Source organism: Myroides odoratus (assembly GCF_965118575.1).
Taxonomy (GTDB): domain Bacteria; phylum Bacteroidota; class Bacteroidia; order Flavobacteriales; family Flavobacteriaceae; genus Flavobacterium; species Flavobacterium odoratum_B.
The window spans coordinates 1-13,207 of sequence record NZ_CBCPHW010000007.1; the positions used below are offsets into that span (position 1 = coordinate 1).

A 13,207-nucleotide genomic window follows, 5' to 3' on the forward strand; every position below is an offset into this window, starting at 1 on the left:
TCAAATAATAAATATTAATAAAGCTGCTTAACTAATTGTCCGAATTTCATTAGGATATCCAAACCTATCTTAGATCTATACAATCAATTAATCCTTATAGAATATTCTCCTATTACAGCCTTAAATAGAACTTTTGCTTTTGCAAAAGTATATGGGTTTAAAGAAGGAATTAAAGAGGCAGAAAAGCTAAATCTAACTCAACTATCTTACTATTATGAGTTATTAGCTTACTTATCTAAAAATGATACTAAAGAGAAAGTTATAGAATACTATAAACGAGCTTTGGAACTAACGAGTTCTAAAACGGAGAAATACCAAATTCAAAAAAAAATAGATAAATTATTACCTTTAGTAACGTAAAGTTAAGGCTATTTATAAAAAAAATAGCTCATTTAAACCGTTATTTTTATAGAATTATATTGCTGTATCTAAAACATAAACAACTCCCCGTCTTTAATTTTACCAGTGAATCTAAAGCTACAAGATTCATAGAGTCACAGGCCTTTTTATTGGATTTATTTAACCCGAAGACTAATCTTAATATGCGCAATAAAAACTAAAAAAGCTTGTTTACCAAAGCCTTTGCCTTGATATTTATAGTCTATTATAAATCGAAGTATCCAATAGTTAGTATTATCTTTTGCTATTCTTCGTCAATACCGACCTCTTTTAATTCTAATTCCATACTTTGTTTATAATTTGATACTCACATTCCACAAGGCAAACAAATCCAGAGTAAGCTTTTTGGCGAGTCTAACCGATGCTAGATTATCTAATTGACAACGATATTGAGGCTCGTATCCTTGTAGTAAAGCCGCTTTACTGCAAATCTCTATTAATTTCTTCGCATACCCTTTCCCTCTATAGTTTGGTAGAGTAAGAACTCCCACGTCTCCTATTTTACTCTCTTCATCCCAAGGATACATACTCGCTACTGCAACAAGTTTACCAGCTTCAAATACGCCATACACTTTCCAGTGCGCAAGATCTACAGATGCATCATCTAAATCTTGTTCTGTTGCCCTGGACTCGAATTCAGCAAAATAAACGGCATCTTCTTTAGTTAATACCCGAATATTTTCTGGAAGTTCCAAATGTCTAATTCTTGTTTTTTCTTCTTCCGAAAAGTAAAAAACATAATCCGCACCATGTAAGATGATTCCTTCTTTTTCTAAAACACTTTTTAATTGTACAAAATCAAGCTTTTGTATCTCTTTTTTACCTAAGCGCTCTAAAAGCGCTAAGCGCATAATAACCCAATTTTTATCTTCAGAGAATTCCAATAGCATTACCTCATAATCCTCATCTAGATTTTCATTTATAAAAACTTCAAAAGAAGCATTTTTAAAGGCTATTTTTGTTCCTGATTGCTCTTGCCAATAGGTATTTACTATTTTCGAGAATTCGTGTTGCTTATTCATTTCGTTTACTTTTTTTAACTTACTAGGCAATCTTTATACTATTTGGACTAATGAATACTTCTATAGAAAAGAGCGAATTCCCCTTCCAACAAATGTTTCATAACAATATTCTTCAAACTTAGTGCAGAATTTGACATCGACATCTTTAACAAGTAACTTCTTCCTTTTATCCTTTTGGTATCGATCAACAAGCAGCTTCACTACATTTACTTTTCGAAGTGTTGCAATTGCATTTAGTTCATTATGAACTTCATTTTGCATATTTCTAAACTTAATATCTTTAATACGCACCGCACTATGATATTTTTCCTAGTATTCTCTAGTAACAGTTAACTTAGTATAAGTCCCCAGCTGATAATCAACGTTTTCCTTTCTGAAAAAGGAACGAATTTTTATCTTTGCTTTTTTGTCCAAAAACTATACTTTTTTATAACTTTTTCTATTATACGTTATTAATCAAATAAGTTTAAAAAATACCATAAAAGTGGTTTTAAGGCTTTTTTTGTCATAAAAATGAAGTAAAAAACAACTGTTCTCCTAGTACTATGATGTACTATCTACTGAGAATAGTATTCTTTAAATTGTGTTAAGAAAACTGATATTTTAGAAACAGAGGGTGACCTTTTGGGACACCCTCTTGCAATATATAACAACAAACTGATTTAGAAATACTAATTTTTCTTCAATCCTTTATTTATAATAAGATAATTACTATTATTTAAAGACGTTTTATCTGTAAAATTCAGTGTAACCGAAGTCACTCTTGATCTATATTCCTCAGCACTTATATCAACAAAACCAGTTGTTGATTGTTGATTTTTTATATCATAATAAAAAATATATCTATCCCCTTCAATCCCTTCTATTGGTTTAAATAGGACCTCTCCACTATTAACATTGTAATCAAATTCTCCAACATTAGGGACACTTAGTTTAAAAGGATCGGGACTCACCCTAAATTTTTGAGTAGCCTCATCAAATATCATAAACCTAAAAGAAGATTTATCTAAAAACAAAGTAGACTTATTAGGTGGCCTTAAAATCGAAAAAACATTGGTATCATAACCATAAGCACTATATAACGGTTTTATACTATGTTCTCTATTGCGTAAAACATCATTTATAACCACATCATTCGCTAGTGGAGAAAAAGGTAAACTCAATGCAATATTGCGAATATGAGCCCGTATTGAAGCACCTCCAGTACTTCCTGTGAAAGCCATTTTTAAAGTTTCAGGTGTTTTAATACTTAAATCTACATGCTCATAATGGGTCTGTGATGTTTGTTCAATGTATTTAATCTGACCTTCTTTAGGAATAAAATAATTCTTGATAATGGAAGAGTTGTACATACCATTAACAATCTCCACCGAAATAAAATAACCCAATTCTCCATTAATTTCTTCTCTACCTGGTATTAAAGAAATTTTCGCTTTTCTATACTCAACATCTCCAGGAGATACATCTAAGCGATTTCCTCTAAGGCTAAAACGCTGACCTATTAACCCTTTTTTCTTTACAACAGTATTACCACTATAACGGTCTAAATGAAAATTGGAATTCTTTAGTGTCCCTATTGCAAATAGAACGGGGTATCCTTGAAATTTATCCACTGCATTATAAGGTCCTCTTAAAACAATAAAATCCCCATCAGAATTATTAACAATTCCATTTCTAATTTCATCATAATCTTTCTTGATGTTTTTGTAGTTACCAAATAAATCAAATCCCAACCCCAAAAAACCTTGACTAAATCCCTCTACATTATTATTACCTGTTTTTTTGGTATAAGCATACCCTAATGCGCCTCCTTTATCGCCTATTTTAGGTTCAGTAGCTTGAGCATCAAATAAAACGATGGAGAAACCATCTCCATATTTATTCTCCAAAAGAGTTCCCCTATCTAAAACAAACTCAAACTCTAGAATAAAACCTTTTTCTGTACTAAAACTTAAATTATCCAAAGACACCCCTGAATATTGATTTGTATTATCAATCAATTTTATTCCCCCATTACTAAAGGTAATAAGCCCCGGATTGCTCTCTCCTAGTATTTTAAAACCCTCTGATTTTTGTCCTGAATTATAATATGGAAATTGAGCATAGAATAATTGACAACTCAATAAACTGGCTAATAGAAAAATAAATTTTCCTGTTTTGTTTTTCTTCATTCTTCTTTTTTTAGATAGCATTACCATTAATTATAAGGATATCATTACAGTTATGACCAAAATTCAACTTTACAGTAGCGCTCTTTGATCTGAATTGTTCATTTCCTAAATCAAAATTATTGGCTATTTTTTTCTTATTTCTAATGCTAAAATAAACGACATCACTCGCTTGTGAAACTCCCTCATCGTTTGGCATAAATACAACTTTACTTGTCACGGGATCATATTCATACACTCCAGCCGCAGTAATTGCAAGATAAGGATTAACCGTATTTTCTAAGATTCCATTAATTAAAGTCATAAAATTGAAACTATAGGGATCTAAAAATTCTTTCTTTCCTAAAGGATGTAAATCCCCTTCTTCCTCATATAGATTTGTATCAAATCCTACACTATTGGCTAAAACATCTATAACTGTTGGTTTATCTCTACACACATCATCCATTAAAACATCCTGTACTACGGGAGAAAAAGGCAAATAAACACTTAGATTTCTCACCATATTAACTTGCATAGCTCCTCCAGTAGCAGCAGTAAAGCCAATCTTAAAAGTTTTAGGTGCTTTCAAAACTTTAGTTACATATTCATCTGTTCCTTCAGTCTTTGCTTCTTTATAAACGATAGAACTACTATTAGGGATAAAATAATCCTTAATAATACGATTCATTTGATTTCCATGAATAATTTCAACATTTATAAAAAAACCTTTCACAGACTCTTTTAATCCAGGATACATACTAACGGTTACTTTTCTATAAGAAGGATGTCCAAAACCAGCGTCAATATCACTTAAATCATTTCCCCTATTTTCTCTTAATGAAAAAGAAAAATCAGTATCTGGAGCTTCAAAATTAGAAGTATATTCACCATTTGAAATATCGAGTTTATATCTCTTATTAATATCAGAAACACTCTGGGAAATCAAGACAGGATAGCCTTTCTGCAAATCCCCTTGCCCTCTAATTGTAACATGATTATCTTCACCTGTAAGAGTACGAATCCCATTGCGAAACTCAGTATAATTAGCCATACGATATTTAAAATTTCCATATAAATCAAGTCCAACAGCTAAAAAACCTTTTGACAAACCATTAACATTTCCATTTGAATAAAGGCTTCTAGAATAGCTATAACCCAAACCGGAACCATTAGCTCCCATAACAGGATCTATCACGCTTCCATCAAATAGTACCAACGCTAATCCATCTCCAAATCCAAATCCATTACTTCCTCTACCGGTCATTATATAATCAAAACTGATAATAAAACCTCGATCTATAGTAAAGGCTAAATCATTTAAATAAATTCCTCTGGTTTGACTCGTATTATTTGTTAATTCGGCTCCATATGGAGTAAAACTAACATTTCCTCCAACATTTTGAAAATCAGAAAAATCATCACCTAGCACTATAGAATTATTATAGGGAAATTGTGCTTGTGCATTGGAAAAAGAAAAAAGCACAAAAAAGAGTAAACAAAAAAAATGTATAAAATCCTTTCTCATTATTTCTTAACTACAATTATATTTAAATAGGACGACGCTGACATCTTTCCTAGAGCAGCTTTATAAACAAGCATTTGTTTGCTGTTTTCAACACTCACTATTGGTATTCCATCAAATGCAATTGAATCATATCCAATTATAGCAAAAGTAACCTCAGACTCTTTCCATAAAGAAATACCACTCCTAGTAGTATCCATTTGTTTCTCATACTCAGCATATAAGTCAACTTTTTGCTCTTCTGCTACAAACATTTTAATTGGGAAAGGAGGCATGTAAAACCACTGTTCTTTTGAACTACTATATAAATCCTCCCATTGTATTCCATTCCATACCTTTAATCCAGATGTTAATTCTCCACCTCCAACATGATAAACCTGAACGCCAGTATGTTCAAGCTTATTCGCATCAGTATCTGTATGAACCAAAGGAATCAAGCTTTTCGGATTTTGTAACTTAACACGAGGTAATAAAAATCCTTTATTTCCTGTTACATTTTCTGAATTGGCATTGTGTTCCTTTAAATCTAATATTGCACCTTCTACAGGATAAGAAGCCCCCCCAATTACAACTTGTCCATAAGACAATCCAATATTTGATATAACTAAGATTAAAGCTATTAGTATATATTTTTTCATATCTATTCTTTTAAAATCAATAATTAATTAGCTACTACATTAGAAACATATTTAAGGATTACTTGATAATCCCCAATAGGCAACGTAGAATATATGTTCTTAGATCCGAAATAAAATGATACTCCTCCATTACTGGTTACATTTGTAACATTCTGCAAGACCAATTCACCGGAAGAGTCATAAATCTTAGCATCCACTACTTTTTCAAAATTAGCAATCGCCAAAGGTGTCTCTATAGTTGTATTATAACTTAGATTGGTATTAATAGGATTTACAACCTTAATATCATAACGCCCTATATAAACAAGCTTATTATCTATAACTTCATTTGTAGACACGGAAGGATTATTTATAATTACTTTTAAATTTTTAAATTTTTCCGTTAATTCATTATCCAATTGTAAAAACTTATCTGCTAAATCCGAATCGGAAGACAAGAGTTCCCACTTACTTCCTCCTTGCCAGAAATAGAAGCCTTTCTTTTTTATATCTCCTTCCCCATTGTTAAAAACGATTATACCTAAAGGATTAGATCCCCCGTTTAACACCGTGGTTTCATTTAAAGCAAGCCTTGGAAATAGAACTCCTTTATTAGAAGATTCTATATCTAACATTGCAGCACTATGAGCATTAGCAGTTCCTATACCAATACTTTCTTGTGCCATCACAGTAGGTATAACACAACTTGATAAAAAAAACATTATCCAAATTTTTTTTTTCATATTTTTTATAATTTAATTATGATACATTTTATTTGTGGTAGAATAACGCATCCCTATTCCTATAATTTCTCTATTAAAATATCAAGAGGATTATTAATCATAACGGTATGATTTTCACAACGGATAAAACGTTCTAAGGAATTTTCTACTACAAATAGACAGACAAAAACAAACAAAAGGCTTTTAAATCATAAAAACATAGTAGCAACTAAGTAAAATACGATTTTACAAAAGTAGAATTGTCAAAAAAAAAGACATTATGCCTTCTTGAGAAGAAAACATAATGTCTTGATTTAAATAAACTTATAGTTTGAAAATAAATAAATTTACAATATATAGGAATTAAAAATAGGCTTATTTATTTTAAATAAAGTTTCAGTAAAAAAAAAATCAAAGATAAAAAATTGGTGAAATGGTTGTATATAAATACTTTAAAGCCGTTTTATGATTTTTGGTAATGAGGTAGAATGCGGATAATCCAGGATAACTATCTCTAACTATGCTTTTTAATTACTTGATTAGTTCAGCTACAATATCTTTTACTGGCATCACACCTGTGTGTTTCCATTTAATTTCTCCTGTTTGGTTCACTAGTACCATAGTAGGAATTGCTCTTACAAAAAATTCAGCAGCAATATCATGATGCTCATCCACGTTAATGCGTTTTAGTTCAACATGTGTTGTAATATCGTTTATTGACTCATCGATCATCTTTGATAAAGTCTTGCATGGACCACACCACTCTGCATAAAATTGTAATAGAACTGGTTTGTCTGTTTCTTTCAAAATGTCTTGTATATTCATCTTGTTAATTTTTTATCTGAACAAAACTAAGTATCCTTTTAGAGATATACCTTGTTCTAATAGGAGATGAAATAGTACAAAACACAGCGACTCCCAAGAAAAAAATCCTAACTATTTATAGTCAAATAGTTAGGATTTTTTATACTCAAATTTGTACGCTTTTATTTTTAAGTTAAACAAATTGTTATATCATAAAATTGATTTTAAGGCTATTGCTTTCAGGAAAATTCTATTCGCTTATAATACGAGCCTCTTTTAGTTGCTTAAAAACTCCTTTAAAACAACTAAAAGTATCTACTTGCATTTCGTGAAATCCAAATCGTCTGAATTTATTTACATCTTGAAAAGCATCATACTGGTTATTAAAAATAAAATCCCCAAATTTCCAATGTGCTAAGCTTTCAAAATTAGAATCTATTAAATCATATTTATCTACAATACTTTTCCAAAGGTCTGCTTTATCTTTCATATACTCTGATAGGGAAAATGTTTGTGGTTCAGCGATGTCAATGTTAAAATATTTCCCAAACTTTGGCCACAGTTCTTCCCATCTAAATATATCTCCATTTGTAACATTGAATATCTCATTGTTACATTTATCATTCAGGGCTGTATACTCCATTCCTTTAGCCAATAAAGTTGCATCAGTTACATTGACCAAAGCCTTATACGCTCGGCTGTTTCCTGGGAATCGCATGGGGATATTTAATTCCTTACACAAAGTAGCATAAACGGCTATCAAAGTGGCAAGGTTCATTGGATTTCCAATAGCGATACCTATCACTATATCAGGGCGAAGTGCTGTCCAGGTCCAATTCTTATTCCTAGAATGTTCTCTCAAAAAATCTTCTTGACTGTAGTAGAAATTTGGAGGAAAGTGCCGTGCATCGGTTTCCTTAGCAGGAGTTTTGTACATACCTAAATGTGCTCCATAAGCTTTGGCTCCTTGTATAAAACTAATGTGTTTAAAATTAGGTGCTACTTTTTCGATACCTATAATCAGGTTTTCTAATAATTGAGAATTTAACTGCGTTTGCATAGCCAAGCTCTCTCGTTCTATATAGGCTCCATAAAATACATGAGTCACGTTTTTAAGTATTTCTTTTTGCTTGTCAATTGCATTAGTATCTGTTAGATCTAGCTGTACAAATGTTGCATTGCTTTTATAATTCAATGGAGAATGAGAAGTAACAATCACATGCCATAAATCAGAACTTTCTAGATAACTTGTCAAGTTGCGTCCTACAATCCCATTTCCTCCTACTATCAAGGCTGTTTTTCTTATATTCATTTTAATTTTATTTGTTCTTGTAAAATTGCTTCTCCTACCCTTTTTGCAGACATGGGATTCTGACCTGTAATTACTCTTTGATCGTTGGTTACATGAATTTGCCACAAATCGGAATTTTCAAACTTAGCCCCTCTTTCTTTCAATATGGTTTCCAAAAGGAAAGGAACAACTTTTTCCAGTCCTAAAGCTTTTTCCTCAGCATCTGTAAAACTATTTATCTTTTTACCGTCTACTAAATATTTACCATCATTCAATTTTATATTAACCAAAGCTGCTGGGCCATGACAGATGGCAGCGACTATACCCTTGTTCTCATAAATTTTTCGAGCAATCGTTTGTAACTCTATATTATCAGCAAAATCCCACATTGTGCCATGTCCTCCCGCATAGTATATTACATTGTAATCTTCTACTTTCACTTCAGAGGGTTTTAACGTGTTTTTTGTCTTGAGCTTATATACTTCATCTTCCCAAAATTCTTTATTGATCGGATCTTCTAAATCAAAACCATCCACAGGTGCTTTCCCTCCTTTAGGACTTACAAAGTCTATTTCTAAACCTGCTTCAACTAGAACTTTCCAAGGATGTGAAACTTCACCTAGGTGAAATCCTGTTGACTTTCCAGTATCGCCAAGTTCATTATGACTGGTTAGTACAAATAATACTTTTTTCTTCATGGTGTATTTGTTATAATTGTTGTGAACTCTATGCTGTGCAATCGTAGTGCATGTAACAAGCAATAGAGCTAAAATTATTCTTTTCATAATATTATTCTTTTCTTCTTCTTTGTTACTTTATAAAGGTATGCCTTCTATTGATGTAACTTAGCTAAGTTTAATAACATGATTTATAGGGTGTTATAAATATTTTTATACCTTGCAGGTATGGTAAATTTAGAATGGTATAGAACCTTTAAAGCAGTGTATCAGACGGGTTCTCTTACAGCAGCTGCTAAGATATTATTTGTATCTCAACCTAATGTGAGTCAGCATATTAATGCTTTAGAAGCCTATATTGGAAAGCAATTATTTGAGCGAAAACCTCAGGTAATTCCGACAGAATACGGCAAATTATTTTATACACAAGTAATAGAAGCTTTAGAGAAATTAGAAGGTGTAGAGGAAGAATTTAACCGAAAGTGTATTGGAAAACAAGTACAGACTTTACGAATAGGAAGTGTGAGAGAGTTTTTTCATTCTTTTATTTCCAAACAAATTGATACTAATACAACTTGTTTTCAGATAACATTTGGACAAACAGCTGAGCTTATTAAAAAGCTAAAAAAAGGGGAACTTGATTTTATTATTGCCGCGCAGCTTATTGAAGGTACAAATATGGTATATGAACCTATTTTCGTAGAGGAATTTGTCCTTATAGCCCATCCATTGTTGAAAACAGAGGAATTTGACATTCACATCAAAAATGAAGATTGGAAAGCCGTTGAAGGATGGCTGGAAGAGCAGATTTGGTTTACCTATGATCCTATGCTTACGATAATCCGTCGATTTTGGTTGGAGAATTTTAGAAAACGTTCAGGAATTAGACCTACCTATATTATTCCAGATTTGAATATTATTTTAGAGTCATTAACCTCAAGGCAAGGTATAACTATTACAGCTAATTATTTAGCTAAAAAATATATTGACAAGGGGTTGTTAAAAGAGATTTGGCGAGGAAACACTACTACATCTAATACCTTGTATTTAGCTTATGATAAAACACAGGTTACTACCAAGCAAATTAGCAAGGCAAGGAACCTAGTTGATATTAGTGAACTAAAATAAACTATATTCTCTAGTTGGGGTTTGTAAGAAGGATATAGAAAGAAAATTACTGTCAGGATGAACTCTTCTAGGCTTAATACTAATTTTGTTAATATTAAATAACTAGGTTTATCAAAGATGGCGCAACTATAGAAAACAAGGTTCATAAAGCACATAGCACATTGTCGTGTCCTTTTTAATTTTCTAATTAATTTACTTTTCCAACCTGATTATTTGCTGCTGATTTATAGTAAATTTGTACCCTATAAAAAACTGAAATAGCGTCAGCTGCGTTCTTTTCTTCATTTAAGAAATGGAATCCAATGAAATAAGAAGAATATGGAAAAAGAGGGGAAAAATCAAGCAAGTTGGATCATATGCAAAGCATGTCAAGGGTTTGGAAAAAAAAGCAAAGGACGCAGCAAAAAATCAAAATACAAGCAGCAGGAGCTAACGAATCAATTGAAAGGAGAAGTAGACCTAGAAATAAGCAAAGAAACAAGTGTTTCTGCACCTCACCTATATACTTGTTCGAAGTGTTTAGGCTCTGGTATACTCCCTTCCGATCGTCCCCTAGTTGCAGATTATGACAAGTACCCACATGTTGCTATAATTGGTGGTGGTATTGGCGGAATAGCGCTAGCAGTAGCTTGTTTGCACCGTGGAATTCCCTTTACGCTTTATGAACGTGATGAAAATTTTTATGCCCGTGCACAAGGGTATGGACTTACCTTACAACAAGCGAGTAAAGCCATTAAGGGGTTGGGGATTTTAGCACTAGAGGATCAAGTAATTTCTACGAAACATGTGGTTCACAATGCAGAAGGAAAAGTACTTGGAGCATGGGGACTCCGAAAATGGAATCCATCTGCACCAAATAAAGCTACAAAAAAAACAAATATACATATAGCGCGTCAATCTTTGCGTCTAGCCCTACTCAATCAACTTGGAGGACATCAAGTTGTACAATGGGGGCATCGGTTGATTGATTATAAGCAAATTACAGAAGATAACTTCGAATTGAGTTTTCAAGTAAAGGGTGAGATTAAAACAACCAAAGCTAATCTTATCGTTGGAGCTGATGGTATTCGCAGTTCAGTGAGAAGGTTATTAATTGGTGAAGAAGTGGCACCTTTGCGTTATTTGGGATGCATGGTTATATTGGGGATTTGCCCTCTAACAGCCGTACAGGGGGTGACAGAAAATGTTTTACTCGATTCGGCAACGGTGTTTCAAACAGCGAATGGCTATGAGCGTATCTATGTGATGCCTTACACAATTGATTCAGTTATGTGGCAACTTAGTTTTCCTATTTCCGAAAAAGAAGCTACTGCCTTAAGTGCTTTAGGGAGTGATGCGCTCAAAGAAGAAGCCTGTCGTAGAACCCAATGGCACGATCCAATTCCTCAGATTTTAAAGGCTACATTGCCCGCTCAAATTTCAGGTTATCCTGTTTATGATCGTGAATTAGTAAACTTAAATTTAGTTGAAAAAAAGAACTCGATTACTTTAATTGGAGATGCGGCTCATCCCATGAGTCCTTTTAAAGGACAAGGAGCAAACCAGGCTTTGTTAGATGCCTTGCTATTGGCTCGTGCCCTAGCAAAAGGGAGTACTTCCGCATTACAATGGAAAGAAAATGGTTTGAGAGAAAGTGTATTAGCTGCATTTGAATCAGCCATGTTTGAACGCAGTGCTTCTAAAGTTAAAGACTCGGCAGAGGCTGCTAAATTTCTTCACTCTAATCTTGTACTAGAAGAGCGAGATGAGCCAAGAGGTTCTTTATTAAAAAAGTAGCTAAACAAGTCGTTTTTTTGCAAAACTTAATCACTAATACTATTCTATCTATTAATCAATACCAAAAATTCTATCTCTCCTAGATTACTATTTTAAAACGATGTATCATCCTCCCAGAAAGCTTCTGCTGTACTCGGATAGAAACATAAGCTTCTGCATGGCCCTATACAAAGGCAAATCCTTTCGTTTTTTATTACTAAAACACCTATATTTATTTTTAAATAAATTCAATAGATAGCTTCTTTAATTCTGATGATTTCTCCCTGACTTCTAAAGTGTATCTCCTTTCTTATACCAACCTTAGTAACAATTTCTTCAGAGAGCGTAAATTCTGAGGTAGTATATTTTTTATCCATTTGATGCTCAATAGATTATTTCCAACCACTCTCAATAACCACAAGGTGAGAACCTTATTCCCGAAATTTAGTATAGGTTTGTTTTCTAAAATATTAACATTTTTAAATAGGATTATTATTTTAAATCGCAATAATAATAAGTAAACCGTTTTTTGTGTTTATTTAAATAAATAAAATAATAAAAGAACAGACTTTTAATTATATTATTTCTATCGCTTTCATAATTTTATAGATTTCCTTTAAAATTAATTACACTTAAACTTCATATCATGTTGCCAATCAGTTAATTATACTGCTACTCAAATTTGTATTTTTTAATTTTCTACTATTAATTTAAACCTATAGTATTATGAAAAAAATTTTATTATTAGTCTTCACTCTTTTTTTATTAGGAGGAACTGTTGGATTTGCGAAAACTAAGCCAACTGAAACAACATTTAGAACAGAAACTGATGACAAGTTTTCAGATGTCACATATGCAGTTGTTGTGATTGATTTATGGAATAATAATACCATTGTTTACGAAGAAGGGCCGTACTGTGGCTTCGATAGAGCAGTAGAAAAGGCTATAGAATTACAAGATCTATATGATAGTATTTATCCCCCTGGAAGATTTTCAGCTAATCCATCACCGCGATTAGAACCATGTACACTTTAAATTGCTCCACTTATTATCTAGAAATTGTATAAAAAAGTAAGCGGGTGTCCCAAAAGGTCACCCGCTTACTTTTTGTCAAAAAATT

The 13,207-nt window shown here is 32.4% G+C and carries 12 protein-coding genes; 3 read left to right on the forward strand and 9 right to left on the reverse strand.

What is annotated here, in order from left to right; genetic code table 11:
- Positions 1–692: 692 nt before the first annotated feature.
- The 9 genes from ACMHJ2_RS07235 to ACMHJ2_RS07275 all read right to left on the reverse strand — a co-directional run bounded on the left by ACMHJ2_RS07235 (position 693) and on the right by ACMHJ2_RS07275 (position 9,312).
- Entirely contained in the window at positions 693–1,421 is a 729-nt protein-coding gene (locus tag ACMHJ2_RS07235; RefSeq protein ID WP_413512283.1) for a GNAT family N-acetyltransferase, read from the reverse strand.
- A 60-nt stretch (positions 1,422–1,481) separates the two neighbouring features.
- Complete coding sequence (locus tag ACMHJ2_RS07240; RefSeq protein ID WP_413512284.1) at positions 1,482–1,682, reverse strand: phage integrase SAM-like domain-containing protein; 201 nt, start codon at positions 1,680–1,682, stop codon at positions 1,482–1,484.
- Between the two features lie 410 nt (positions 1,683–2,092).
- Positions 2,093–3,592, reverse strand: a complete 1,500-nt coding sequence (locus ACMHJ2_RS07245) for a hypothetical protein (protein WP_413512285.1) — start codon at positions 3,590–3,592, stop codon at positions 2,093–2,095.
- 10 nt (positions 3,593–3,602) lie between these two features.
- Positions 3,603–5,096 (reverse strand): lectin-like domain-containing protein, encoded by a 1,494-nt coding sequence (locus ACMHJ2_RS07250; RefSeq protein ID WP_413512286.1) that lies wholly within the window; start codon positions 5,094–5,096, stop codon positions 3,603–3,605.
- Positions 5,096–5,731: a hypothetical protein gene (locus ACMHJ2_RS07255; protein ID WP_413512287.1), complete on the reverse strand. Its 636-nt coding sequence runs from the start codon at positions 5,729–5,731 to the stop codon at positions 5,096–5,098. Before ACMHJ2_RS07255 ends, ACMHJ2_RS07250 begins: the two co-directional genes overlap by 1 nt.
- A gap of 23 nt (positions 5,732–5,754) precedes the next feature.
- Positions 5,755–6,453: a hypothetical protein gene (locus tag ACMHJ2_RS07260; RefSeq protein WP_413512288.1), complete on the reverse strand. Its 699-nt coding sequence runs from the start codon at positions 6,451–6,453 to the stop codon at positions 5,755–5,757.
- Between the two features lie 510 nt (positions 6,454–6,963).
- Positions 6,964–7,257 (reverse strand): thioredoxin family protein, encoded by a 294-nt coding sequence (locus ACMHJ2_RS07265; RefSeq protein ID WP_413512289.1) that lies wholly within the window; start codon positions 7,255–7,257, stop codon positions 6,964–6,966.
- A 229-nt stretch (positions 7,258–7,486) separates the two neighbouring features.
- Positions 7,487–8,548, reverse strand: coding sequence for an SDR family oxidoreductase (locus ACMHJ2_RS07270; RefSeq protein ID WP_413512290.1), 1,062 nt, complete (start codon positions 8,546–8,548; stop codon positions 7,487–7,489).
- Positions 8,545–9,312, reverse strand: coding sequence for a type 1 glutamine amidotransferase domain-containing protein (locus tag ACMHJ2_RS07275; RefSeq protein ID WP_413512291.1), 768 nt, complete (start codon positions 9,310–9,312; stop codon positions 8,545–8,547). The genes ACMHJ2_RS07270 and ACMHJ2_RS07275 overlap by 4 nt, the downstream gene beginning before the upstream one ends.
- Before the next feature lie 120 nt (positions 9,313–9,432).
- On the opposite strand from ACMHJ2_RS07275, the gene ACMHJ2_RS07280 reads away from it, so the two are divergent.
- The 3 genes from ACMHJ2_RS07280 (at position 9,433) to ACMHJ2_RS07290 (ending at position 13,122) form a co-directional block, all read left to right on the forward strand.
- The gene (locus ACMHJ2_RS07280) at positions 9,433–10,332 is read left to right on the forward strand and encodes a LysR family transcriptional regulator (protein WP_413512292.1); all 900 of its coding nucleotides are present in this window, start codon (positions 9,433–9,435) and stop codon (positions 10,330–10,332) included.
- A gap of 318 nt (positions 10,333–10,650) precedes the next feature.
- Positions 10,651–12,108: an FAD-dependent oxidoreductase gene (locus ACMHJ2_RS07285; RefSeq protein ID WP_413512293.1), complete on the forward strand. Its 1,458-nt coding sequence runs from the start codon at positions 10,651–10,653 to the stop codon at positions 12,106–12,108.
- 705 nt (positions 12,109–12,813) lie between these two features.
- A complete protein-coding gene (locus ACMHJ2_RS07290) occupies positions 12,814–13,122 on the forward strand; it encodes a hypothetical protein (protein ID WP_413512294.1) in 309 nt (102 codons plus the stop codon).
- Positions 13,123–13,207 lie beyond the last annotated feature (85 nt).